Raw genomic sequence first — 23,598 nt, forward strand, 5'->3', positions numbered from 1 at the left:
ACAGCTTTTAGGAATTGGACTATTTCTGTTAGTGCTCTCACTGGGTATTTTTGATACTATTCGCGATTCAATTAACGTTTTTTCGCATAAAACAAGGTGTTGGAATGCATATATCCGACCAGGAGATCTAATGATATCGATTCCCATTCGACGATATGGGGCCGCGATACTCATGTTACTTACCTGCATATTTTCAGGTAGTGTGTTGGCAACAACCCACACGGCAACAACGAGTCATAAAGCCCCGATAGTAAAGAAAAGCAGTAGTGTTAAGGTCAGCAGTAAACAAGAGTATTCTCGCAATAGTGTAAAGAGCAGTTCACTTCCTGATTTGCGAAAATACCCTTCCGGAACACCAAGGAAAAAAGCGTTTCTCCGGACAGTGATGCCTTATATTACCAAGCAGAATCAGGTGATTACCGCCGATCGTAACTGGCTTGTTACCAAGCAGTATGATTCCCGCTGGTCGCCGAGCGAGCGTACGCGTCTGAAAGATATAACGTCTCGCTATAAGGTGAAATGGTCTGGCAACACGCGCCGTATTCCCTGGAATACGCTGATGGATCGCGTCGACATTATTCCTAACAGCATGGTTGCCACCATGGCGGCGGCCGAAAGCGGCTGGGGTACGTCGAAGCTGGCGCGCATGAACAACAATCTGTTTGGTATGAAGTGCGGCGGCGGCAACTGCAGCGGTGCGATGAAAGGCTATTCTCAGTTTGAATCTGTAGAACAGTCGGTGCAGGCCTACGTGACCAACCTGAACACGCATCCGGCGTACAAATCCTTCCGCACCTCCCGCGCGCAGCTGCGTAAAACGGACCAGGAAGTGACCGCCAGCACGATGATTCATAAGCTGAAGGGCTATTCGACCAAAGGGTCGAGCTATAACAACTATCTCTTCGCGATGTATCAGGATAACCAGCGTCTGATTGCCGCACATATGTAATGCAAACCCTATAATGAAAAATGCCCGGCGCGCTTGCCCGGGCATTTTTTTCGCTTTTTTCTCGCTACATCATCACTTCGCTGTGCCGATCGCGGTACTCCTTCGGCGTGACGTCGTACTCTTTCTTAAACACGGAATAGAAATACTGCAGCGACGGGTAGCCGCACATCTGCGAGATTTCATTAATCGATAGCGTCGTCGAAACCAGCAGGCTGCGCGCCTTCTCCAGCTTCTCGCTGTGAATGACCGTATGAATGGTTTCGCCCACCTCCTCTTTAAAGCGCTTCTCGAGGTTCGAACGCGAGATCCCGACTGCGTCCAGCACCTGCTCAACCTTTATGCCTTTGCAGGCGTGATTGCGGATGTAGTGCATGGCCTGGATAACCGAGGGGTCGGAGAGGGAGCGGTAGTCCGTCGAGCGTCGCTCAATGACGCGCATGGGGGGAACCAGCCTGCGCTGCAGCGGCAGCGCCTCTTTATCCAGCAGGCGGTGCAGCAGCTTTGCCGCCTGATAGCCCATCTGACGGGTGCCCTGGGCCACCGAGGATAGCGCAACGCGCGACAGGTAGCGGGTCAGCTCTTCGTTATCGATGCCGATGACGCACAGCTTTTCCGGTACCGGAATATGCAGCAGCTCGCAGGCCTGTAAAACGTGGCGCGCGCGGGCGTCGGTAACGGCGATAATCCCCGTTTGCGGCGGCAGCGTTTGCAGCCAGTCCGCCAGGCGGTTCTGCGCGTGCTGCCAGTTTTCCGGCGCCGTCTCCAGCCCCTGATAAACCACGCCGCGATACTTCTCTTTTGCCACCAGCTGGCAAAATGCGTGCTCGCGCTCGACGGCCCAGCGCTTGCCGCTGGAGGTCGGCAGCCCGTAAAAGGCGAAACGATGAACCCCTTTCTCTTTCAGATGCAGGAAGGCGCTCTCAACCAGGGCGGCGTTATCGGTGGCGATATAGTGAACCGGCGGGTAATCCTCGGGGCGATAGTAGGAGCCGCCCACGCCGACGATCGGTATCTCGACGCCGGCCAGCAGCTTTTCAATTTCGGGATCGTCATAATCGGCGATCGCCCCGTCTCCCAGCCACTCTCTGATGTTCTCTATCCTGGCGCGGAAGTCCTCTTCGATAAAAATGTCCCACTCCAGCTGCGACGCCTGTAAATATTCGCCAACGCCTTCCACAACCTGCCGATCGTAGGCCTTGTTGGCGTTGAATAACAGCGTAATACGGTGACGCTTTTCAAACATAATCTCGTTCCCTGGTCTCTCTTGCTGGCCATACAATACCGGCCAATGCCCGAACTATTACAAGCTACTTATGCGTAAATCTGGCGGTAGCGCAAATAATTCGGGCATTCTGTTGTCCAGCGTCTCAGGCGCGCCGCTTGGTGGCGGAATCCATCCACACCGCCAGCAGCAAAATGGCGCCTTTAACGATGTATTGCCAGAAGGTGGCGACGTCCATCATGCTCATGCCGTTATCCAGCGCGGACATGATAAAGGCCCCCATGACCGCGCCGGCCACGCTGCCTACGCCGCCGGCAAGGCTGGTGCCGCCGATAACGCAGGCGGCGATGGCGTCGAGTTCGGCGATGTTGCCCGCGGACGGCGAGCCGGCCCCCAGCCGCGAGCTGAGGATCAGCCCGGCAATCGCCACCATCAGGCCGTTGATGGCGAACACCGCCAGCTTGGTTCGCTCTACGCTGATGCCCGACAGGCGGGCGGCCTCAATGTTGCCACCGATGGCGTAAATCCGCCGGCCAAAGGCGGTGCGGGTGGCCATAAACATGCCGGCCAGCAGCAGCGCGGCGAGGATCAGCACCGGCGTAGGGACGCCGCGATAGTCGTTCAGCAGCCAGATTGCGCCGAGGACGAAAACGGCGGTAAGGGTCTGGCGGCCGACGGCAGCGGTTGAGGCGGAGGTGGTTAACCCCAGCGCCTGGCGGCGCAGGCGGCCGCGCCACTGCCAGATAATAAAGGCGGCCATGCCGACGACGCCGATACCGAAGCCAATGCCGTCCGGCAGGTAGCTCTGGCCGATTTGCGACATCGCCGGGCTGGTCGGGGAGACCGTGGTGCCGTTGGTGATGCCGATCAGAATCCCGCGGAACGCCAGCATGCCGGCAAGGGTGACGATAAACGAGGGCACCTTGCGATAGGCGACCCACCACCCGTTCCAGGCACCCAGCAGCAGCCCCATCGCCAGCGTCACCACGATGGTGAGCGGCAGCGGCCAGCCGAGCCAAACGTCGAAGATGGCCGCCGCGCCGCCGAGAAGCCCCATCATTGAGCCGACGGAGAGGTCAATCTCGGCGGAAATAATCACGAAGACCATTCCCACCGCGAGGATCCCGGTAATGGCCGTCTGCCGCAGCAGGTTAGAAATATTGCGCGCGCTCAGGTAGGCGCCGTCGGTAACCCAGGTAAAGAACAGCATGATGACCACGATGGCGGCGATCATGACGAAAACCTGAAGATTCAGGCTCTTTAATCCGGGCAGGGCGGCGGAGGCTGATGGGGCCAGTTTTATCTCAGACGGCGTGTTTTTCGACATGGTGTTCGCTCCTCAGTGCGGCTTCCATTACCTTTTCCTGGGTCAGACCCTGGTTGATTAAGTTGGCTTTCAGTTTGCCTTCGTGCATGACCAGCACCCGATCGCTGAGCCCGAGCACCTCCGGAAGCTCCGACGAGATAACGATCACGGCGATCCCCTGCTGCACCAGCTGGTTAATCAGCTTGTAGATTTCGTATTTCGCGCCGATATCAATGCCGCGGGTGGGCTCATCAAGGATTAAAATGCGCGGGTTCAGCAGCAGGCAGCGGGCGAGGATCGCCTTCTGCTGATTGCCGCCGCTGAGCCGGCCGATGGCCAGGTCCGGCGATGAGGTTTTGATTTTGAGGCGCTGGATAGACTGCTGAATGCACAGCTGCTCCCCGGCGTCATCGAGGCTGCTGAGCGGGCCGCTAAACTGGTCCAGCGCGGCCAGGGTGATGTTCTTGCCGACCGCCATCACCGGCACGATGCCGTCTTTTTTGCGATCCTCCGGCACCATGGCGATACCCTGAGCAATCGCCTGCTGGCAGTGATGGATCGCCACCGGCTGGCCGTCGATAGAGATTTTTCCCTCCCAACGGCCCGGCCAGACGCCAAACAGGCACTGGACGGCCTCGGTACGCCCGGCGCCGACCAGTCCGGCAATGCCGAGGATTTCACCGCGATGCAGCGAAAAGGAGATATCGTTTACTCGTTTAATGTGGCGATTGACCGGGTGCCAGGCGGTTAAATTCTCGACGCGCAAAATCTCGTCGCCGCGGGTATGCGGCTCGCTGGGGTAAAGGGCGGTCAGCTCGCGGCCGACCATCATGGTAATAACATCATCTTCGTTCATGCCGCTGGCGTCGCGGGTACCAATATGCTGGCCGTCGCGAATCACGCAGATGGTGTCGGAGATCGCTTTGACTTCGTTGAGCTTGTGGGAGATATAAATACAGGCGATGCCGTGATTTTGCAGATCGCGAATAATGTTTAGCAGGATTGCCGTTTCCTGTTCGGTTAATGAAGCGGTGGGCTCATCGAGAATCAATAAGCGCACCTGCTTGTTGAGCGCTTTGGCAATTTCAACCAGCTGCTGCTGGCCAAGACCTAAATCCCCGACGCGCGTATCGGGTGATATCGCCAAATTGACCTGAGCCAGCAGCTTCTGGCTGCGTAGGGTCATGGTTTCATAATCCAGCAGGCCGTGGCGGGAAATTTCTGCGCCGAGGAAAATGTTCTCCAGCACCGTTAAGTGTTTTACCAGCGCGAGCTCCTGGTGAATGATGGCAATGCCCTTACGCTCGGTATCGCGAATATTGGCGGCCTGCAGGGTTTCGCCAGAGAAAATAATCTCGCCCTCATAGCTGCCGTGCGGATAAATGCCGCATAGCACCTTCATCAGGGTGGATTTGCCGGAACCATTTTCGCCACACAATGAGACAACTTCCCCGGCGTTAAGCCGCAGGCTGACATTATCAACGGCCTTCACCGCGCCGAAAGATTTGGTAATGTTCTTCATTTCAAGTAACCAGGACATAGATGCTCCGCATAAGCGATATCCGGCTGGACGAGAATAACGCCCCGGTTAAGGGGCGTCGGAGGTTACAGTTCGCTCTTTTTGTGGAAACCGTCTTTAATCACCGTTTGGTCGATATTGTCTTTATTCACTTCAATTGGCGTCAGCAGCCGCGACGGGACGTCCTTCAGCCCGTTGTTTAAGGTGGTATCAGCGTGCGGCGCCTTATCGTTACCGAGCTCAACGGCAATTTCTGCCGCGGTGGTGGCAAGCGTCACGATGGGCTTATAAACCGTCATCGTCTGGGTACCAGAGATAATGCGCTTCACTCCGGCGAGGTCGGCGTCCTGACCCGAGATCGCCACTTTCCCCGCCAGCCCCTGGGCGCTTAGCGCCTGGATTGCCCCGCCGGCGGTGGCGTCGTTTGAGGCCACGACCGCATCAATTTTGTTATTGTTGGCGGTCAGCGCGTTTTCCATTATTTTTAAGGCGTTTTCCGGCAGCCAGCCGTCGACCCACTGATCGCCGACAATTTTGATTTTGCCCTGATCGATATAAGGCTTAAGCACCTTCATTTGTCCGGCGCGGAAGAGCTTGGCGTTATTATCAACAGGCGAGCCGCCCATCAGGAAATAGTTTCCCTGGGGCACTTTCTCGACCAGACTTTTGGCCTGCATTTCGCCGACTTTTTCGTTATCGAACGAAATATAGAAATCAATATCTGCGTTATTAATCATACGGTCATAGGCGAGAACTTTGATTCCCTCCTGCTTTGCTTCTTTAATCACGTTACTTAAAACCTGACCGTTGTAAGGAATAATGACCAGGACATCAACGCCGCGATTTATCATATTTTCAATTTGCGACATTTGCGTTTCTTCATTGCCGTTGGCAGACTGTACAAATACTTTCGCGCCTAATGATTCAGCCTTGTTGACAAAAATATCGCGATCTTTCTGCCAGCGCTCCAGTCGAAGATCGTCAATGGCCATACCAATTTTAACTTCTTTAGCAATACCCGCCATGCTGGTCAGAATGAGTGAAGCGCAGAGCGTGAGGCAAAGGTTCTTTATCTTCATAATAATAATACCTTTTTGTAAAGTGCAGGATAAAACGAGCGGTAAAAGCAGACGGTCTGATACGCTGAAGATTCTTAACGGGGAAAAGGGTGCTGGCAATTACCTGTGCTTATTTTGGCGTTATGAAATTTAGTTTATTTGCTGATTTATGACCGCGATCTTATTTTAATCTTTAGGGCCTCAGGGATTGTGCCGATCTTTCATTGGGATAGGACATAAATAGCGAATAAGTCGGTTATTTTTGCGATCTGGCGCACGTTTGCGGATTCTCTCAACGGCGGTGTGAAATAACGTAATTGAGGAAAGTAAAACAGCAATTCTATATTGGCTTATGAATTATTACCCGCCGCATCCCTGAATATGGAGTTCATTATGCAGACCTATTTCGATCAACTCGATCGCGTTCGTTATGAAGGCCCTAAATCCACTAACCCGCTGGCTTTCCGTCACTATAATCCGGATGAGCTGGTGCTGGGTAAACGCATGGAAGAACACCTGCGGTTTGCGGCCTGCTACTGGCACACGTTCTGCTGGAACGGGGCCGATATGTTTGGCGTCGGTTCCTTCAACCGTCCGTGGCAGCAGCCGGGCGACGCCCTCGAAATGGCAAAACGTAAAGCCGACGTCGCCTTTGAGTTTTTCCACAAGCTGAACGTCCCGTACTACTGCTTCCACGACGTTGACGTCTCCCCGGAAGGCGCGTCGTTGAAGGAGTACCTGAACAATTTCGCGCAAATGGTCGATGTGCTGGCGGCAAAACAGGAGCATAGCGGCGTGAAGCTGCTGTGGGGCACCGTGAACTGCTTCACTAATCCGCGCTACGGCGCAGGTGCGGCAACCAACCCGGACCCGGAAGTGTTCAGCTGGGCGGCGACTCAGGTCGTGACCGCGATGGATGCCACCCACAAGCTGGGCGGGGAAAACTACGTCCTGTGGGGCGGCCGAGAAGGGTATGAAACGCTGCTCAATACCGACCTGCGCCAGGAGCGTGAGCAGATTGGCCGGTTTATGCAGCTGGTGGTTGAGCACAAACATAAAATTGGCTTCCAGGGGACGCTGCTGATTGAGCCGAAGCCGCAGGAGCCGACCAAGCACCAGTACGACTACGACGCCTCCACCGTTTATGGCTTCCTCAAGCAGTTCGGTCTGGAAAAAGAGATCAAGCTGAATATCGAAGCGAACCACGCGACCCTGGCAGGCCACAGCTTCCACCACGAGATTGCCACCGCCATCGCGCTGGGCCTGTTTGGCTCCGTCGATGCCAACCGCGGCGACCCGCAGCTGGGCTGGGATACCGATCAGTTCCCGAATAGCGTGGAAGAAAACGCCCTGGTGATGTATGAAATTCTCAAGGCCGGCGGTTTCACTACCGGCGGGCTGAATTTTGATGCCAAAGTTCGTCGTCAAAGCACCGATAAGTACGATCTGTTCTATGGTCATATTGGGGCGATGGATACGATGGCTCTGTCACTGAAGGTGGCGGCGCGCATGATTGAAGATGGCGAGCTGGATAAGCGCGTAGCAAAACGCTATGCCGGGTGGAACGGCGATCTGGGCCAGCAAATCCTCAAGGGGCAGATGACGCTGACGGAAATTGCTCAGCATGCCGCGCAGCATAATCTGGCGCCGCAGCATCAGAGCGGCCACCAGGAGCAGCTGGAAAATCTGGTGAATCATTATCTTTTCGATAAGTGATGATAGTGCCCGGCGCGTCCGGGCATAGGCTATTTAGCACGCTTTTCGCGCCACGCTCAGCCGTGGCGCGCTGTTCAGGAGAGTCTGTATGTACATCGGGATTGATTTAGGTACCTCGGGCGTGAAGGCCATTTTGCTCAATGAGCAGGGTGAGGTACTGGCTTCGCACACGGAAAAGCTCAGCGTCTCGCGCCCGCACCCCTTATGGTCCGAACAAGATCCCGAGCACTGGTGGCAGGCAACGGATAGCGCGATCAAAGCGCTGGGAGAGCAGCACTCCCTGCGCGACGTGAAGGCTATCGGTATCGCCGGGCAGATGCATGGCGCCACGCTGCTGGACAAGCAGCAGCGGGTGCTGCGCCCGGCCATTTTATGGAACGACGGGCGCTGCGGCGAAGAGTGCGTCCTGCTGGAAGAGCGGGTGGAGCGGTCGCGGCAGATCACCGGCAACCTGATGATGCCCGGCTTTACGGCGCCGAAGCTGCTGTGGGTTAAGCGACACGAGCCGGACGTCTTCAGCCAGGTTGATAAGGTCCTGCTGCCGAAAGACTATTTACGCCTGCGCATGACCGGCGAGTTCGCCAGCGATATGTCTGATGCTGCCGGGACGATGTGGATGGACGTGGCAAAGCGCGACTGGAGCGACGAGATGCTCGCCGCCTGCGGCCTGAGCCGCGATAACATGCCCGCGCTATTTGAAGGCAGCGAGGTGACGGGAGCGCTGCGCCCGGCTCTCGCCGCGGCGTGGAATATGCCGCAGGCGCTGGTAGTGGCAGGCGGCGGGGATAACGCCGCCGGTGCTGTTGGCGTCGGCATGGCGGACGCGGGGCAGGCGATGCTATCGCTGGGCACCTCCGGCGTTTACTTTGCCGTCAGCGAGGGGTTTCTCAGCAAACCCGAAAGCGCGGTGCACAGCTTCTGCCACGCGCTTCCCGGGCGCTGGCATTTGATGTCGGTCATGCTCAGCGCGGCATCCTGCCTCGACTGGGCGGCTAAGCTGACCGGCCTGGGTACGGTTCCGGCGCTGATCGGCGCGGCCGAGTCCGCCGATGAGCGCGCGGGCCCGGTGTGGTTTCTACCCTATCTTTCCGGCGAACGTACGCCGCATAACAACCCGCAGGCGAAGGGCGTCTTTTTCGGCCTGACGCATCAGCATGGCCCGGCGGAGCTGGCGCGTGCGGTGCTGGAAGGGGTGGGATATGCGCTGGCGGACGGTATGGATGCGGTCCACGCCTGCGGCATCAGGCCCGAGAGCATCACCTTGATTGGCGGAGGCGCGCGCAGCCCCTGGTGGCGGCAGATGCTGGCTGACATCAGCGGACAGCAGCTGGATTACCGCACCGGCGGCGACGTTGGACCGGCGCTGGGCGCCGCGAGACTCGCGCAGCTGGCGCTGCATCAAGGGGAATCCTGGGCGGACCTTCTGCCCCAGCTGCCGCTTGAGCAGGCTCATCGTCCGAATAGCGAACGCGTCGCGCTCTATGCTCCGCGTCGCGAAACCTTCCGCCAGATTTATCAGCAGCTTCTCCCGCTGATGTCGTAGCGGCGATCCGCTCCCGCGCGGGAGCGGGTTTGACCGTGGCGCTAGCTCACCAGCCGGCGCGTGTCGATGCGCTGCACCAGCGCCGACAGCAGCAGGCTGCCCAGCAGGGCGGCGCTAAAGATCCACAGAATATCCAGCAGCGGCCAGCGGGTGAGCTCCAGGCCGCTGGCCCGCAGCGCGTGGATAATCAGCGCATGAAAGCCGTAGATCCCCAGAGAGTGGCGGGCGATGAGCGCCAGAACGGGGATCTGACGCGCGTTGAGGGTGTTTTTCGCCAGCGTCAGCAGGGCTACCGCGCACACAAACACCGCCGGACCGCAGTATAAATACCAGGTATCGCCGAAGTCGCCGCGCCACTTAAGCTCATGCAGCGTTCCGCGCGATATCACCCACACGGCGCTGGCAAACAGCGCGGCACACAGCAGAGTCAGCCATTTTTTATCCGTCTCCATCATGCCAATCGCCCGGCCAAGCACGCCGTACAGCACGTAGTAAAAGGCATCGCCGCTGATATAGAGATTGAGCGGCAGCCATTCGATACCGCCCGCTTTTACGCTGACCATGTTGGGGTTGGCGAGAATGCCGATGACCAGCATCAGCGCCAGCAGCATCTTGCCGCTGACCTGCTTAACCTGAATAAGCGGCGAGAGCAGGTAGATGACGATAATCGCGAAGAAAAACCACAGGTGATAGAACACCGGCTTTTGCAGCAGGTTTCTTAGCGAGAGCTCGACGTTGATATGGGTAAACAGGGAGATGTAGAGCAGCGACACGGCGCTGTAAAACAGCACGCACAGCACAATGCGCAGAAAGTGCCGCGGCTGGGCGCTGCGTTCGCCGAAAAACAGATATCCAGACATCATGAAGAAGAGCGGGACGCTGACGCGAGAGGCGGAGTTGAGCAGGTTGGCCATATCCCATTCCACCAGGCTGATGGAATGGGGATGGGTGATGTACCAGGTAGTGCTGTGGATCATCACCACCATCATGCATGCGATACCGCGCAAACTCGTAATCCAGTTTATTTTTTCCTGCATCAGTACCTCAGTGGTTCCTTCTTAAACAGGGTCTGACTTCCCTGATACCGCGGTGTCGCAATGGAATATTCTGAGTTTGCCGCCGCGTGCTTGTAGAGATGTGGAGAGATTCGCACAATGTCCGGGTGATTTCACGTAATCTGAACGATAACAATTTGCTAACAAGGCGGTCGAGGAAAATGGTGATGAAATGTTTTTTTTCTGGACTGCTGCTGCTTGTGCTCGCCGGCTGCAGCCAGACGCCCTCCCAGCCGCCACAAAAAGCGCAAAGAGCGCGGATTACGCCGCAAATTACCCTGAATATGGAACAGCTGTGTAAGGATCAGGCGGCAAGACGCTACAGCACCGGGGCCAGGCTGGTTGACGTCAGCCACTTTGAACAGTTCCAGGGAAGCTATGAGCTGTCGGGCCATACCGAGCAGAATGAGCGCTTTATCTGTTCTTTCGATCCAGACGGGCAGTTTTTACATCTTTCTATGCGCTAAATGCCCCGCGGCTGCCGCATGATGGCGTTAATTTCCCCAATTTTGCTTAAACAACGCCGTTTCGTACTGTATATCTCGCAGCCAGCGGGTATACTGATCCCTTCCTTTAAATCCACACGTATCCAGCACGAAATAATATGCAAAAGTTTGATACCAGGACCTTCCAGGGCCTGATCCTGACCTTACAGGATTACTGGGCTCGTCAGGGCTGCACCATTGTTCAACCACTGGACATGGAAGTTGGCGCCGGCACCTCCCACCCAATGACCTGCCTGCGCGCGCTGGGGCCAGAGCCGATGGCGACTGCCTACGTGCAGCCTTCGCGTCGTCCAACCGACGGCCGCTATGGCGAAAACCCGAACCGCTTGCAGCACTACTATCAGTTCCAGGTGGTCATTAAGCCATCGCCGGACAACATCCAGGAGCTGTACCTCGGGTCTCTGAAAGAGCTGGGTATGGATCCGACTATTCATGATATCCGCTTCGTGGAAGACAACTGGGAAAACCCAACGCTGGGTGCCTGGGGTCTGGGCTGGGAAGTGTGGCTGAACGGTATGGAAGTGACGCAGTTCACCTACTTCCAGCAGGTGGGTGGTATGGAATGTAAGCCGGTCACCGGCGAGATCACCTACGGTCTGGAGCGCCTGGCAATGTACATTCAGGGCGTAGACAGCGTTTACGACCTGGTCTGGAGCGACGGCCCGCTGGGTAAAACGACCTACGGCGACGTGTTCCATCAGAACGAAGTCGAGCAATCAACCTATAACTTTGAATACGCCGACGTGGACTTCCTGTTCTCCTGCTTTGAGCAGTATGAGAAAGAAGCGCAGCAGCTGCTGGCGCTGGAAAATCCGCTGCCGCTGCCCGCCTACGAGCGCATTCTGAAGGCCGCCCATAGCTTCAACCTGCTGGATGCGCGTAAAGCCATCTCCGTCACCGAGCGTCAGCGCTATATTCTGCGCATCCGCACCCTGACGAAAGCGGTGGCAGAAGCTTACTACGCTTCCCGTGAGGCCCTTGGCTTCCCGATGTGCAACAAAAACAAATAAGAGGCGGCCATGTCTGAGAAAACTTTCCTGGTGGAGATCGGCACCGAAGAGCTGCCACCAAAAGCCCTGCGCAGCCTGGCTGAGTCTTTTGCTGCGAACTTTACCGCGGAGCTGGACAGCGCTGGCCTTGCCCACGGCACCGTTGAGTGGTTTGCCGCCCCGCGTCGTCTGGCGCTGAAGGTGGCTAATCTGGCCGCTTCCCAGCCGGATCGCGAAATTGAAAAACGCGGCCCGGCGATTTCTGCGGCGTTTGACGCAGAAGGTAAACCGAGCAAAGCGGCCGAAGGCTGGGCGCGCGGCTGCGGTATCACCGTCGAGCAGGCCGAGCGTCTGGCGACCGATAAAGGCGAATGGCTGCTGTATCGCGCCCATGTGAAAGGCGAAAGCGCGGAAGCGCTGCTGCCGAACATGGTCTCGACCTCCCTCGGCAAGCTGCCTATCCCTAAACTGATGCGCTGGGGCGCGTCGGACGTGCAGTTCGTGCGTCCGGTTCACACCGTGACCCTGCTGCTCGGCGACAAAGTCGTGCCGGCGACCATTCTCGGCATCGACTCCGATCGCGTGATCCGCGGGCATCGCTTTATGGGCGAGCCGGAGTTCACCATCGATAGCGCCGAACAGTATCCGCAGATCCTGCTGGAGCGCGGTAAAGTCATTGCTGACTACGAAACGCGTAAAGCCACCATTAAAGCCGACGCCGAAGCCGCAGCGCGCAAAATCGGCGGCAACGCTGACCTGAGCGAAAGCCTGCTGGAAGAGGTGACCTCGCTGGTGGAGTGGCCGGTGGTGCTGACGGCGAAATTCGAAGAAAAATTCCTCGCGGTACCTTCTGAAGCGCTGGTGTACACCATGAAAGGCGATCAGAAGTACTTCCCGGTCTACGCGGAAGACGGCAAACTGCTGCCGAACTTCATCTTCGTCGCCAACATCGAATCCAAAGATCCCATCCAGATTATCTCCGGTAACGAGAAAGTGGTTCGCCCACGCCTGGCGGATGCGGAGTTCTTCTTCAACACCGACCGTAAAAAGCGCCTGGAAGACCACCTGCCGCGTCTGCAGACCGTCCTGTTCCAGCAGCAGCTGGGCACCCTGCGCGATAAAACCGACCGTATTCAGGCCCTTGCCGGCTGGATTGCCGGTCAGATTGGCGCGGACGTCAACCACGCGACCCGCGCGGGCCTGCTGTCGAAGTGCGACCTGATGACCAATATGGTCTTCGAGTTCACCGATACTCAGGGCGTCATGGGCATGCACTACGCGCGCCATGATGGCGAAGCGGAAGACGTTGCCGTGGCGCTGAACGAGCAGTATCAGCCGCGTTTTGCCGGTGACGATCTGCCGTCTAACCCGGTTGCCTGTGCGGTGGCGATTGCCGATAAGATGGATACGCTTGCCGGTATCTTCGGCATTGGTCAGCACCCGAAAGGGGACAAAGATCCGTTCGCACTGCGCCGCGCCGCGCTGGGCGTACTGCGCATCATCGTTGAGAAGAACCTGAATCTGGATCTGCAGACTCTCACCGAAGAAGCGGTGCATCTGTATGGCGACAAGCTGACCAACGCCAGGGTTGTTGATGACGTCATCGACTTTATGCTCGGTCGCTTCCGTGCCTGGTACCAGGACGAAGGCTACGGCGTTGATACCATCCAGGCGGTACTGGCTCGTCGCCCGACTCGTCCGGCTGATTTCGATGCGCGCATGAAGGCGGTTTCGCACTTCCGTACGCTGGAAGAGTCCTCGGCGCTGGCGGCCGCCAACAAGCGCGTCTCCAACATCCTCGCAAAATCTGAAGAGACGCTGAACGATGCCGTTCACGCCTCCGTGCTGAAAGAAGCCGCAGAGATCAAGCTGGCGACCCATCTGGTCGTGCTGCGCGATAAGCTGCAGCCGTTCTTCGCCGAAGGCCGCTACCAGGAAGCGCTGATCGAGCTGGCCTCCCTGCGTGAACCGGTGGATGAGTTCTTTGAGAACGTGATGGTCAACGCCGAAGATCGGGACGTGCGTATCAACCGACTGACGCTGCTGTCCAAACTGCGCGAGCTTTTCCTGCAGGTCGCGGACATTTCTCTGCTGCAGTAAGCGCCTTTTGGCAACAAAAAAACCTGCCTTCTGGCAGGTTTTTTTATGGCGCGAAGATGCTCATGGCGCCATCTGTTCGTCTACAGGCTGGCCCTTAACTACTCCAGGTTGCCTGCCGTCAGGCTCTCTTTATCGAAAGCGTGGCTGACGTTAATGCGGTTTTGATGCATCGACGTATCGATGCTGGAGCCCGCTTCTGGCGCTACGGCATGACGTTCTGCTGCCATGACGCCGGTTGATAGTGAGGCTGCCAGAAACAGGGCGGTCATCACGCTGATATTTTTCATTTTAGATTCCTTTTCATCGTGCTGTCGTTGTCGCCTGTATGCTTGATTCCGGCGGCCGGCACTCTCTAAAAGCGCCATCAATGCGATTTATTTGGTCAGTTCTGCGGTCATATGAACGCGGTTGTTGAACTGGGCGCTGGTAATTTTGTAGGACGCACCCTGCTCAGCAGCCTGGGCGGCAATTTTAGCTTCTGCACGGTCCAGGGTGGAGGCGGTGGTGCTGATGCTCTGAGCAAATGCGCCGAAGGACATCAGAGAAAGTGCGGTAACTGCAACGAAAGTTTTGATAGATTTCATGGTCGTATTCCTGAGGTTGTTTGTCTGTAATAGGGCGTTGTGCCCTGATGTGATAAATAATAGACCGATCGTCTGGTGATTAAAATCGGAACAATTTGCGCATCTTGTTCAAAAAAATAGAACAAAATTTGATCGATAAATTCCGGGGGCTCATCGTTATGACCGGCGATAAATACGTCCGTCAGTTGGCCCATCGGCGCGGCTACTTTTGCCCCGTACCGGCGCGGGCGCTGAAATAATAATCTTGAAATGTGGGGGGCGGTGTGGCTATTCTGTGTCCCGACGAATCCCTCGTCTTACTGAGAGCACACTGAAAATGGATAACCACGCCTGCTGAATTCACTCCTTGCCAACACTATGTGCGGCAGGGGAAGTATCGATTTCATTCAGGAGTGCTTATGGCCCATTGTGCCCAATCCCCCGCTTTTATTTTGCATCAGATCACCTGTCAGTTTGCGACGGGAGACATGCTGTTTGGCCCGCTAAATTTATCGTTAGAGACGTCGTTCTGCGGCCTGGTCGGCCGTAATGGCGTCGGCAAAACTCGCCTGCTTCGGCTGCTGGCGGGCGTTGACTCTCCTTCCGGCGGACATATCGAACGCTGTACCTCGCTGGCCTATGTTGCCCAACATCCGGCACTTGCTTCCAGCACGACCCTGGCCGACCTGCTGGGCTATGAGCCCATTTTCTCTGCTCTGCTGCGGCTTGAGCGCGGGGAAGGATTCGCTGACGACGTCGAGAGCCTGGAGGGTTTCTGGGATCTGCGCGAGCGTCTGAGCGCGGCGTTCGCCGATGCCGGCCTGCCGGCGTTTTCTCCCGAACGACTCGCGTCGTCGCTGAGCGGCGGCGAGCGGGTGAAAGCGCTGCTGTGCGGGGCCTTTCTCTCAGGCGCGGACTATTTGCTGCTGGACGAGCCGACAAATCACCTCGACGGGCAGGGCCGCGAATGGTTGTATCGGCAGCTGGAGCGCTGGCGTGGCGGGGGAATCATCGCCAGCCACGATCGTGAACTGCTGGCGCGAATGCCGCGTATCCTTGAGCTCACGCCGACGGCGCTGCGAAGCTATGGCGGGAACTACGCCGACTATCGGCAGCAGCGTGATGCCGAACAGCAGGCCGCACGTGCCGCGCTGGAGCATGCCGCGACCGAACGCCGCCGCACCCGGGCGCGAATGCAAAAAGAGCATGATGCCAGCCAGCGGCGATCTGCGCAGACGCTGCGGGTTGTCGATACGCTGAATATTGCCTCGTTTGAACGCGTGAAGTATAAAGGCGCGGCGAAGGAGCGCCCCGGAACGCTCCAGCGGCAGCATCGGGAGCAAAATAGCGCGCTCAATACCGCGGTCGCCCAGGCGCACGAGCGGGTAGAAGATGAGGCATCGGTGATGTTCACTCTACCGGGAAGTCAGATCGCCGCCGGTAAACAGGTCCTGGTGCTGGAGGATCTACGGCTGGCCCACTCGGCGGCAGCGCCGCTGAGCTGGCGTCTTGATGGGCCGATGCGCGTAGCGCTGCGCGGGCCTAACGGCTGTGGAAAAACCACGTTACTGAAAACGCTGGTCGGTCTCGAGCAGCCGCTTTCTGGAGAGTGCCGACTGTCGGTTCATGCGGCGTGGCTGGATCAGCACCTGACGCAGCTGGACCTGTCGCTATCGGTTTTAACGCACCTTAATCTTGACGATACGCCGCTGGAGGAGGGCGTGCTGCGCAGCCGGCTTGCCCAGCTGCAGCTGGGGGCGGATAAAATCAATCTGCCGCTGGCGGCCCTGAGCGGCGGGGAACGGCTGAAGGCGGCGCTGGCCTGCGTACTGTGGCGGCGGGATGCCACTCAGCTTCTGCTGCTCGATGAGCCGACTAACCACCTGGATTTAGCCTCTGCCCAGGCCATTGAAGCGGCGCTGGCGGGATTCCCCGGCGCGATGCTGGTGGTGTCGCATGACGAGGCGTTCCTGCAGGGGCTGAAGCTTACCCACGCTTTAGCGTGGCGAGACGGCGGCTGGCAGCTTGAGCCGTATTAAAACGAAAAAAACCGCCATGCGAGGTGGCGGTTTTCTGATATTCAGATAAAAAAAATCCCCGCCGCGAGGCAGGGATCTTGAATTCTGAGCTTATTTAAGCTTACAGGCTGGTAACGTTGCCAGCTGCCGGGCCTTTAGCGCCGCTTTCGATGGTGAAGGAAACTTTCTGACCTTCATCCAGAGATTTGTAGCCATCGTTCATGATAGCGGAGAAGTGTACGAATACATCTTTAGAACCGTCATCAGGAGTAATGAAGCCGAAACCTTTATCAGCGTTGAACCATTTTACGATACCAGTCATTTTACCGGACATAGCGAAATACCTTTAAATAATAAATGAACCTTTCGGCGATACGGTCTGGACTACAGATTTGAAGCTATAAAGGGAAAGTTCACTACCGGGGTATCTAGGATAACCGCTCAAGGACTACTCTATACTAATGCTCTGTGGTCTGTACATCAAACCTGCGAGCATTAACTCATTTTTGAGGTGCGATAGCAAACGTTTTTTTCATAGAAATTAAAACGGTCCCTAATCAGGACCGTAATCAGTGTCCAATAACATTATAGAACTTCACTCGTGAATTTGCCTTGAAAGCTTTGAGTTAGCCTGGATCAGGCGCATCAACTTGAGCTCAGTCGAAGAGGGCTTGACGCGTCTCGACTCCCACTCCTGCACCATCGCCACGCTGACGCCCATCGCATCGGCGAAATCGTCAATTTTCAGCCCGGTCCCTTTACGGAGCCGGTCGAATTCGCTGAAGGCGGTTGGCTTGCGGGTTGGGGCGGTCGCTCGGGGAATGTCTTTAAAAACAATTTGTTCCAGGCTGCTAAGCAATTCGAATATTGGATCTTTATATTCCATAGAGAGCTCCTTCCTGCTGCACAGTAAAGGGTAGGTTTGGTGGATGCTTATTAAGAATAGTCAGGAAAAAGCGTCAAGAACGGTAACGGGGGTGATTATATGCCAGCAGGCTTTCGTTTACCGCCGGATAGCCCAGCTGGAGCGGGGAGTAAGCCGATGATTAATCATCATACGCACGGCTTTGGAAAATATTTGTAAACGCCAGAGAAAAAACGAGGCCAGCGGCTTCCCGCTGGCCTTACGGTCAGGCTTTCTGCAGATTTTCAGCATCGGCCTGAGGCGGGGCAGGCTGACGCAGGCTCATTTTGTATTTAACCAGCAGGGCGAGGGCGGATAAAAACGCCGGGATCGCCAGCAGGCTGAAAATAGTCGTGAAAGAGAGCTGCGCCTGCATCAGGAATACGCCGCTGAAGGCGCCGAGAATGCCGCCAAAGCGCCCGATCCCCAGCATCCATGCGACGCCGGTGGCGCGGCCCTGAGTGGGATAAAACCCGGCCGCCAGCGCCGGCATAGAAGACTGCGCGCCGTTCATAATGCTACCGGCAATAAATACCATCACCCCCATCAGCACCAGGCTGCCGGTGGAGAAGCCCACGAGACAGACGAAAATACCGGTCAGCAGCCAGCCGACGGCGACGACCTTATTGGGGTTGATCTTATCCATCAGCGCGCCGAGGATCAGCACGCCAATACCGCCGCCCAGCGGGAACAGCGCGGTGATAATCGACGCCTGGCTCATGGTTGCGCCGGTTTCACGAATCAGCAGCGGCAGCCAGCTGGTCAGTAAATAGAAGATCAGCAGGCCCATAAAGTAGGTCAGGCACAGCATCAGGGTACCGACGATATAGCGTGGAGAGAAAATAACCGCCAGAGCCGATTTCTCTTTGACCTGGCCAGCCTCACGCAGCTCAAACTCCACCCCTTCCGGCAGCGGCGCAATGCGCCGGAGGATTGCCGCAATGCGCTGTGCGGGCTGACGCTTAACAACCATGTAGCGCGCCGATTCAGGCAGCAGGAAGATCAGCGCCACGGCGAGCAGCAGAGGCATCACGCCGCCCAGTACCAGCACGCTTTGCCAGCCGTATTGCGGGATCATCCAGGCCGAAAGAAAACCGCCCAGCGACGATCCCATCGGGAACCCAACGAACATCAGATTGACCATTAAGGCCCGGCGGCGCTCCGGCGCGTATTCGCTCATCAGCGTCGCGGCGTTCGGCATCGCGGCCCCCAGCCCCAGCCCGGTGAGAAAACGCAGCAGCGTCAGCTGATTCAGGCTGGTAGCAAAAGCGGTAAGCAGGCTAAAGCTGCCAAACACCGCGATCGACATCAACAGGACCTTCTTGCGGCCAATGCGGTCGGCCAGCGGCCCCGCGGTCAAGGCGCCCACCGCCAGGCCGACCAGCGCTGCGCTCATTACCGGGCCCAATGCCGATTTTTCTACGCCCCACTCCTGCACAAGGTCTGAGGCGATGAAACCGATTATCGCGGTATCGAAACCGTCCATAGCAACGGTGATAAAACATAAGGCCAGAATCATCCACTGGTACTTCGTGAACGGATGTTCATTGATAAAAGCCTGAATATCGATGGTTGTCTTATTCATACGGCATTCCTGGCAGGCAGAGCGGGGGACGAAAACGGCTGTTCACGTCTCCCTCGCTGTCGTTAATCGTATTTGTGCGATAATCGAACGTAATGCCGTTAATCGCTCATTAATCAAAACACTGAACCCGACAGCAGGCAACGCGCTCCGGCCAGGAAGCGTGCGATTATCGTTCTTTTCGGGGGTTTAAACGCCATGGTTGAAAATTAAGTTTATTTAAATCAATGTGTTGTGTCTTATTTTTGGGTTTGTCGTTATGGCGGTAATTGTGATGTGCTTAACAGACGGTAGCGGTTGTCGATAAAACGCCGCCAGCGGGCTATTTCCTGCGGAAGATTGTCAGGAAAGTGTATCCTGCGAGGCTGACCTGGACTATCCTTGTCAGCGTCTGGCACGTGTGTGTCTGTTTGCGCTTTTTTTGGCTGAAAGGAGTAAAAAAATGGCGACAGGAAAGTCCTGCTCTCGCTGGTTTGCGGCTGTTGCGGCCTTATTAATGGTGGTTAGCCTGAGTGGGTGTTTTGATAAAGAAGGCGATCAGCGCAAAGCGTTCATCGACTTCCTGCAAAATACGGCTATGCGGAGCGGCGAACGTCTGCCGACGCTGACCGCCGATCAGAAAAAACAGTTCGGACCTTTTGTGTCCGATTACGCGGTGATTTACGGCTATTCGCAGCAGGTAAGTCAGGCGATGGATGCGGGTCTGCGCCCGGTGGTAGACAGCGTGAACGCGATTCGCGTCCCGCAGGACTATATCACCCAGCGTGAACCGCTGCGTCAGGCAAACGGCGCGCTCGGCGTACTGAGCCAGCAGCTGGAAAATGCGAAAATGCAGGCCGATGGTGCGCATAGCGCGCTGAAGCAGGGTGACGATCTCAAGCCGGTCTTTGACCAGGTTTACAACAAAGTGGTTACCGGCCCGGCAAATGCCCTGCAGCCGCTGATCCCTGCGGCGCAGGTCTTTACTCAGCAGCTGGTGCAGGTGGGTGATTTTGTTGCCCAGCAAAATACCCAGGTGAGCTTCGTGGCAAACGGGATCCAGTTCCCGACCTCGCAGCAGGCCAGCCAGTACAACGCATTGATTGGCCCGCTGGCGGCTCAGCACCAGGCGTTCAATCAGGCGTGGACGGCAGCCGTTAACGCAACGCGCTAGCCGCTGACCGAGCCCGGGGAAGGCGCTGATCGCGCCATCATCCGGGTTTCTTCCCGGCTGACGCGACGCTCAGCCGGGCGAGAATGTCCCTTTCCTGCCTATTTTACCTGCGGGTTCACGCAGTTCTTATCGACGTTGCCCTGCAGCGCATCAATCAGATTATCCACCGCACAGGCCGCCATGTTGTAGCGCGTTTCATGGGTGGCGGACCCAATATGCGGCAGCGCGACGACGTTCGGCATGCTGAGCAGCGGGGAGTCCTGCGCCAGCGGCTCCTGCTCAAACACGTCGAGACCGGCGGCATGGATTTCGCCATTCTGCAACGCGGCAACCAGCGCTTTCTCATCGACGACCGGACCGCGTCCGGCGTTAATAAAGATGGCGGATGGCTTCATTTTGGCGAACTTCTCCGCATTGAAAAGATGATGAGTCTCAGCGGTTAGCGGCAGGATCAGGCAGACAAAATCGGCTTCCTCAAGCAGCGTATCCAGATCGCAGTAGCGGGCGTTGAAGCGCTCTTCCGCCTGCGGGTGCTGGCTGCGTGCGTTATAGAGGATCGGCATGCCGAAGCCGGCATGCGCGCGCTGGGCCAGCGCCATGCCGATGCGCCCCATCCCAACGATACCCAGCGTTTTGTGGTGCACATCGCTGCCGAACCAGTCCGGCCCTATGCTTTTGGTCCATTCACCCGCCTTCACGCGATTGGCCACTTCCACCACCCGGCGCGAGGTGCTGAGTACCAGCGCCATCACCGTATCGGCAACGGTTTCGGTCAGCACGGTGGGCGTATGCATCAGCAGGACCCTGCGCGCGTTTAGCGCTCCAACGTCGAAGTTGTCGTAGCCCACGGAGACCGTTGAGGCCGCACGAAGATTGGGCATTTTCTCCAGTAACGCGGCATCAACTTTTTCGCTGGAGCCCAGCAGGCCTTCGGCCTGGGCAAACGCCTCGGCGTGCTGCGCGATGGTTTCGGCGCTCAGGTTTTTCACCCGGGTGACGGCAAAGTGTTTTTCCAGACGTTGCTGCAGGTCGTCGGGAAGCGTTTTATAGAGAATAACGGACGGCTTCATGCGGATCTCCGTAGTATTAGGATGTCAGGCGTGACGAGCGCCAAGCGGAAGTTTTTGATTATTAGCAGGCTTAACAATTAAAGTAAGCCATACCGCGACGAAAAGCGCCACTCCCATGAAAATGTACGAGGCGGACGGGCTGCCGGTCGAACCATTCAGGTAGCCGACAAACCACGAGCCAAAGAAGGAGCCCAGCGCGCCCATGCTGTTAATCAGCGCCATCGCGCCGCCCGCTACGTTACGCGGCAGCATCTCCGGGATGATGGCGAAGAAGGGGCCATAGGGGGCGTACATCGCCGCGCCGGCAATCACCAGCAGGATATATGACGCCCAGAAGTGGTTTGCGCCGACCGCCCAGGAGCCGATAAAGGCCAGCCCGCCAATCAGCAGCAGCGGCCAGACGAACAGCTTACGGTTCTGCATTTTGTCCGAGGCCCAGGAGACGACGATCATCGCAATCGTTGCCGCCAGGTAAGGTACCGAGGAGAGCCAGCCAACCTCAACCATGCCCATGTTTTCACCGCCGCTGCGGATAATTGACGGCAGCCACAGCACGAAGCCGTACACCCCGATACTCCAGGCAAAATACTGCATGCACAGCAGCACGACGTTACGTGAGCGGAAGGCCTCGCCGTAGTTACGCACGGCTTTGATGCCCTGCTGCTCGCGTTCCAGCTGCTCCTGCAGCGCGGCTTTTTCGCTCTCGGAGAGCCAGTTCACCTGCGACGGCTTATCTTTTACCAGCACCCACCAGCAGAAGGCCCAGAGCACCGCCGGCACGCCTTCAATAATGAACATCTCGCGCCAGCCAAAGGACTGAATCAGGTAGCCGGACACCACCGACATCCACAGCACCGTGACCGGATTACCGAGAATTAAAAAGGTATTGGCGCGCGAGCGTTCGGATTTAGTAAACCAGTTGCTGATGTAAATCAGCATCGCGGGCATCACCGCGGCTTCGACGACGCCGAGAATAAAGCGGATAGCGGCCAGCGCCGGAATATTGTGCACCATGCCGGTCAGCGAAGCACAGGCGCCCCACAGGATCAGACAGATAAAGATAAGTTTTCGCACGCTGCGGCGTTCAGCATAGATTGCCCCAGGGATCTGGAAGAAGAAGTAGCCGAGGAAGAAGAGGGCGCCCAGCAGCGATGAGACCCCTTTAGTGATCCCCAAATCTTCGGTAATGCCCGCCGCGGAGGCGAAGCTGAAGTTGGCACGGTCGAGATACGCCAGGCTATACGTGATAAACACGATAGGCATGATGTACCACCAGCGTTTTGTTGCATTGGTTAAGCTGTTCATAGGCTTGCCTCTGTATGTGAGGTAACACTCACCGATAGAAGGTGTCTTATGCCGCGCTGTATGTAGGGTACAGAGTGGCGACCATCGTTGCATTAAACGTTATTCGCCCAGCGCGTCGCGCGTCGGTAATCCTTCGCTGTCGCCCTGAACCTGAATCGCCAGCGAGCCGATTTTGTTCCCGCGCCGTACCGCCCGATCCAGCGCTTTGCCTTCCAGCAGGGCGCTAATGACCCCGACGGCAAAGCCATCGCCCGCGCCGACGGTATCGACGACGTTATCGACCTTAACTGCCGCGACGGCACCCTGCTCGCCCGCGGCGGTTTTATACCAGGCGCCGTCGGAGCCGGTTTTGATGATCACGGCGCGTACGCCGCGGTTGAGATAGAAGTCCGCGATAGCCTCCGGCGTTTGCTGACCCGTCAGGATTGTCCCCTCCTTCAGGCCGGGCAAAACCCAGTCGGCCTGGAACGCGAGATGGTTGAGCTTCTCCACCATTTCGCCTTCGCTTTTCCACAGCACCGGGCGCAGGTTGGGGTCGAAAGAGATCGTTTTTCCCTGAGCCTTCATCGCGCCAGCGGCACGATCCAGCAGCGCATATGAACTCTCCGACAGCGCGGCGGCGACGCCGCTCAGGTGCAGATGGCGGGCGCTGGCGAAGTAATCGGGGTGGAAATCATCCGGCGACAGGTGGCTGGCCGCCGAGCCTTTGCGGAAATATTCCACAATGGGATCGGTTCCATTTTCGACTTTAGATTTCATCTGGAAGCCGGTTGCGTAGCGCGGGTCCTGGGTTACACCGCGGGCGTCAATTCCCTCTTTTGCCAGCGAATTAAGAACAAAGCGACCGAAGCTATCCTCGCCGACGCGGCTGACCCAGCCGACCTTCAGCCCCAGGCGAGCCAGGCCGGTGGCGACGTTCAGCTCCGCGCCGGCGACGCGCTTGATAAAGCGTTCAACCTCCGCGAGATCCCCGGTTTGGGTCGCCACAAACATAGCCATCGCTTCGCCGATGGTAATGACATCCAGGTTGTTTTCCATGG

At 57.2% G+C, this 23,598-nt stretch carries 21 protein-coding genes; 8 read left to right on the forward strand and 13 right to left on the reverse strand.

Features of this window, described 5'->3' with window-relative positions; all coding sequences use genetic code 11:
* Positions 1-130 precede the first annotated feature (130 nt).
* On the forward strand, positions 131-949 hold the full coding sequence (locus tag MMW58_RS00790) for a protein bax (RefSeq protein WP_076946258.1): 819 nt from the start codon (positions 131-133) through the stop codon (positions 947-949).
* 64 nt (positions 950-1,013) lie between these two features.
* Here the strand turns inward: MMW58_RS00790 and xylR are convergent, their stop codons facing one another.
* From xylR to xylF, 4 genes are all read right to left on the reverse strand, one after another.
* Positions 1,014-2,192, reverse strand: coding sequence for a D-xylose utilization transcriptional activator XylR (xylR, locus tag MMW58_RS00795; RefSeq protein ID WP_045853891.1), 1,179 nt, complete (start codon positions 2,190-2,192; stop codon positions 1,014-1,016).
* A 124-nt stretch (positions 2,193-2,316) separates the two neighbouring features.
* Positions 2,317-3,498, reverse strand: coding sequence for a xylose ABC transporter permease XylH (gene xylH, locus MMW58_RS00800; RefSeq protein WP_045853892.1), 1,182 nt, complete (start codon positions 3,496-3,498; stop codon positions 2,317-2,319).
* Positions 3,476-5,017 (reverse strand): xylose ABC transporter ATP-binding protein, encoded by a 1,542-nt coding sequence (locus MMW58_RS00805; protein WP_241722602.1) that lies wholly within the window; start codon positions 5,015-5,017, stop codon positions 3,476-3,478. The genes xylH and MMW58_RS00805 overlap by 23 nt, the downstream gene beginning before the upstream one ends.
* A 65-nt stretch (positions 5,018-5,082) precedes the next feature.
* The gene (xylF, locus tag MMW58_RS00810; RefSeq protein ID WP_241722603.1) at positions 5,083-6,075 is read right to left on the reverse strand and encodes a D-xylose ABC transporter substrate-binding protein; all 993 of its coding nucleotides are present in this window, start codon (positions 6,073-6,075) and stop codon (positions 5,083-5,085) included.
* 372 nt (positions 6,076-6,447) lie between these two features.
* On the opposite strand from xylF, the gene xylA reads away from it, so the two are divergent.
* Both xylA and xylB read left to right on the forward strand, forming a co-directional pair.
* Positions 6,448-7,770, forward strand: coding sequence for a xylose isomerase (gene xylA, locus MMW58_RS00815; protein WP_241722604.1), 1,323 nt, complete (start codon positions 6,448-6,450; stop codon positions 7,768-7,770).
* An 88-nt stretch (positions 7,771-7,858) separates the two neighbouring features.
* Entirely contained in the window at positions 7,859-9,313 is a 1,455-nt protein-coding gene (gene xylB / locus MMW58_RS00820) for a xylulokinase (RefSeq protein ID WP_133600159.1), read from the forward strand.
* Between the two features lie 41 nt (positions 9,314-9,354).
* Here the strand turns inward: xylB and MMW58_RS00825 are convergent, their stop codons facing one another.
* Positions 9,355-10,350: an acyltransferase gene (locus tag MMW58_RS00825; protein ID WP_241722605.1), complete on the reverse strand. Its 996-nt coding sequence runs from the start codon at positions 10,348-10,350 to the stop codon at positions 9,355-9,357.
* Between the two features lie 179 nt (positions 10,351-10,529).
* Here MMW58_RS00825 and MMW58_RS00830 point away from each other — a divergent pair, with 179 nt between their 5' ends.
* The 3 genes from MMW58_RS00830 (at position 10,530) to glyS (ending at position 13,963) form a co-directional block, all read left to right on the forward strand.
* Entirely contained in the window at positions 10,530-10,835 is a 306-nt protein-coding gene (locus tag MMW58_RS00830) for a YsaB family lipoprotein (RefSeq protein ID WP_045853898.1), read from the forward strand.
* 137 nt (positions 10,836-10,972) lie between these two features.
* Positions 10,973-11,884 carry a glycine--tRNA ligase subunit alpha gene (glyQ, locus tag MMW58_RS00835; RefSeq protein ID WP_041143161.1) on the forward strand — a complete coding sequence of 304 codons (912 nt, stop codon included), beginning with the start codon at positions 10,973-10,975 and terminating at the stop codon, positions 11,882-11,884.
* A 9-nt stretch (positions 11,885-11,893) separates the two neighbouring features.
* Positions 11,894-13,963 (forward strand): glycine--tRNA ligase subunit beta, encoded by a 2,070-nt coding sequence (glyS, locus tag MMW58_RS00840; RefSeq protein ID WP_159236596.1) that lies wholly within the window; start codon positions 11,894-11,896, stop codon positions 13,961-13,963.
* 98 nt (positions 13,964-14,061) lie between these two features.
* Here glyS and MMW58_RS00845 read toward each other — a convergent pair whose 3' ends face one another.
* Positions 14,062-14,250: a hypothetical protein gene (locus MMW58_RS00845; RefSeq protein WP_045853900.1), complete on the reverse strand. Its 189-nt coding sequence runs from the start codon at positions 14,248-14,250 to the stop codon at positions 14,062-14,064.
* An 87-nt stretch (positions 14,251-14,337) separates the two neighbouring features.
* Entirely contained in the window at positions 14,338-14,547 is a 210-nt protein-coding gene (locus MMW58_RS00850) for a YdgH/BhsA/McbA-like domain containing protein (protein ID WP_041143158.1), read from the reverse strand.
* Positions 14,548-14,945: 398 nt separating this feature from the next.
* Here MMW58_RS00850 and MMW58_RS00855 point away from each other — a divergent pair, with 398 nt between their 5' ends.
* Positions 14,946-16,565 carry an ABC-F family ATP-binding cassette domain-containing protein gene (locus MMW58_RS00855; RefSeq protein WP_241722606.1) on the forward strand — a complete coding sequence of 540 codons (1,620 nt, stop codon included), beginning with the start codon at positions 14,946-14,948 and terminating at the stop codon, positions 16,563-16,565.
* Between the two features lie 100 nt (positions 16,566-16,665).
* Here MMW58_RS00855 and cspE read toward each other — a convergent pair whose 3' ends face one another.
* The 3 genes from cspE to MMW58_RS00870 all read right to left on the reverse strand — a co-directional run bounded on the left by cspE (position 16,666) and on the right by MMW58_RS00870 (position 19,033).
* Positions 16,666-16,878: a transcription antiterminator/RNA stability regulator CspE gene (gene cspE / locus MMW58_RS00860; protein ID WP_004868803.1), complete on the reverse strand. Its 213-nt coding sequence runs from the start codon at positions 16,876-16,878 to the stop codon at positions 16,666-16,668.
* 261 nt (positions 16,879-17,139) lie between these two features.
* A complete protein-coding gene (locus tag MMW58_RS00865; protein ID WP_095102762.1) occupies positions 17,140-17,430 on the reverse strand; it encodes an HTH-type transcriptional regulator in 291 nt (96 codons plus the stop codon).
* Between the two features lie 244 nt (positions 17,431-17,674).
* Positions 17,675-19,033, reverse strand: a complete 1,359-nt coding sequence (locus tag MMW58_RS00870; protein WP_241722607.1) for an MFS transporter — start codon at positions 19,031-19,033, stop codon at positions 17,675-17,677.
* 439 nt (positions 19,034-19,472) lie between these two features.
* Between MMW58_RS00870 and MMW58_RS00875 the strand changes: the two genes are divergently transcribed.
* The gene (locus MMW58_RS00875) at positions 19,473-20,183 is read left to right on the forward strand and encodes a DUF3053 domain-containing protein (RefSeq protein WP_041143154.1); all 711 of its coding nucleotides are present in this window, start codon (positions 19,473-19,475) and stop codon (positions 20,181-20,183) included.
* A 98-nt stretch (positions 20,184-20,281) separates the two neighbouring features.
* Here the strand turns inward: MMW58_RS00875 and ghrB are convergent, their stop codons facing one another.
* The 3 genes from ghrB to MMW58_RS00890 all read right to left on the reverse strand — a co-directional run bounded on the left by ghrB (position 20,282) and on the right by MMW58_RS00890 (position 23,596).
* Positions 20,282-21,253: a glyoxylate/hydroxypyruvate reductase GhrB gene (gene ghrB, locus MMW58_RS00880; protein WP_241722608.1), complete on the reverse strand. Its 972-nt coding sequence runs from the start codon at positions 21,251-21,253 to the stop codon at positions 20,282-20,284.
* 24 nt (positions 21,254-21,277) lie between these two features.
* Entirely contained in the window at positions 21,278-22,558 is a 1,281-nt protein-coding gene (locus MMW58_RS00885) for an MFS transporter (RefSeq protein WP_133600152.1), read from the reverse strand.
* Positions 22,559-22,657: 99 nt separating this feature from the next.
* Complete coding sequence (locus tag MMW58_RS00890) at positions 22,658-23,596, reverse strand: sugar kinase (RefSeq protein ID WP_159236593.1); 939 nt, start codon at positions 23,594-23,596, stop codon at positions 22,658-22,660.
* Between the last annotated feature and the right edge of the window lie 2 nt (positions 23,597-23,598).

The sequence above is a fragment of the Klebsiella sp. HC6 genome (genome assembly GCF_022605325.1).
In the GTDB taxonomy this organism is placed as follows: Bacteria; Pseudomonadota; Gammaproteobacteria; order Enterobacterales; family Enterobacteriaceae; genus Klebsiella; species Klebsiella terrigena.

Excerpts from the sequence above, each read along its gene's own strand:
- MMW58_RS00855 (WP_241722606.1), top strand. The coding sequence starts at position 14,946 with ATGGCCCATTGTGCCCAATCCCCCGCTTTTATTTTGCATCAGATCACC.
- MMW58_RS00790 (WP_076946258.1), top strand. The coding sequence starts at position 131 with ATGATATCGATTCCCATTCGACGATATGGGGCCGCGATACTCATGTTA.
- MMW58_RS00890 (WP_159236593.1), bottom strand. The coding sequence starts at position 23,596 with ATGGAAAACAACCTGGATGTCATTACCATCGGCGAAGCGATGGCTATG.
- ghrB (WP_241722608.1), bottom strand. The coding sequence starts at position 21,253 with ATGAAGCCGTCCGTTATTCTCTATAAAACGCTTCCCGACGACCTGCAG.
- xylA (WP_241722604.1), top strand. The coding sequence starts at position 6,448 with ATGCAGACCTATTTCGATCAACTCGATCGCGTTCGTTATGAAGGCCCT.
- MMW58_RS00885 (WP_133600152.1), bottom strand. The coding sequence starts at position 22,558 with ATGAACAGCTTAACCAATGCAACAAAACGCTGGTGGTACATCATGCCT.
- xylF (WP_241722603.1), bottom strand. The coding sequence starts at position 6,075 with ATGAAGATAAAGAACCTTTGCCTCACGCTCTGCGCTTCACTCATTCTG.
- glyQ (WP_041143161.1), top strand. The coding sequence starts at position 10,973 with ATGCAAAAGTTTGATACCAGGACCTTCCAGGGCCTGATCCTGACCTTA.
- MMW58_RS00825 (WP_241722605.1), bottom strand. The coding sequence starts at position 10,350 with ATGCAGGAAAAAATAAACTGGATTACGAGTTTGCGCGGTATCGCATGC.
- xylB (WP_133600159.1), top strand. The coding sequence starts at position 7,859 with ATGTACATCGGGATTGATTTAGGTACCTCGGGCGTGAAGGCCATTTTG.
- MMW58_RS00875 (WP_041143154.1), top strand. The coding sequence starts at position 19,473 with ATGGCGACAGGAAAGTCCTGCTCTCGCTGGTTTGCGGCTGTTGCGGCC.
- MMW58_RS00845 (WP_045853900.1), bottom strand. The coding sequence starts at position 14,250 with ATGAAAAATATCAGCGTGATGACCGCCCTGTTTCTGGCAGCCTCACTA.
- MMW58_RS00850 (WP_041143158.1), bottom strand. The coding sequence starts at position 14,547 with ATGAAATCTATCAAAACTTTCGTTGCAGTTACCGCACTTTCTCTGATG.
- MMW58_RS00865 (WP_095102762.1), bottom strand. The coding sequence starts at position 17,430 with ATGGAATATAAAGATCCAATATTCGAATTGCTTAGCAGCCTGGAACAA.
- MMW58_RS00805 (WP_241722602.1), bottom strand. The coding sequence starts at position 5,017 with ATGTCCTGGTTACTTGAAATGAAGAACATTACCAAATCTTTCGGCGCG.
- MMW58_RS00870 (WP_241722607.1), bottom strand. The coding sequence starts at position 19,033 with ATGAATAAGACAACCATCGATATTCAGGCTTTTATCAATGAACATCCG.
- glyS (WP_159236596.1), top strand. The coding sequence starts at position 11,894 with ATGTCTGAGAAAACTTTCCTGGTGGAGATCGGCACCGAAGAGCTGCCA.
- MMW58_RS00830 (WP_045853898.1), top strand. The coding sequence starts at position 10,530 with ATGGTGATGAAATGTTTTTTTTCTGGACTGCTGCTGCTTGTGCTCGCC.
- xylH (WP_045853892.1), bottom strand. The coding sequence starts at position 3,498 with ATGTCGAAAAACACGCCGTCTGAGATAAAACTGGCCCCATCAGCCTCC.
- xylR (WP_045853891.1), bottom strand. The coding sequence starts at position 2,192 with ATGTTTGAAAAGCGTCACCGTATTACGCTGTTATTCAACGCCAACAAG.
- cspE (WP_004868803.1), bottom strand. The coding sequence starts at position 16,878 with ATGTCCGGTAAAATGACTGGTATCGTAAAATGGTTCAACGCTGATAAA.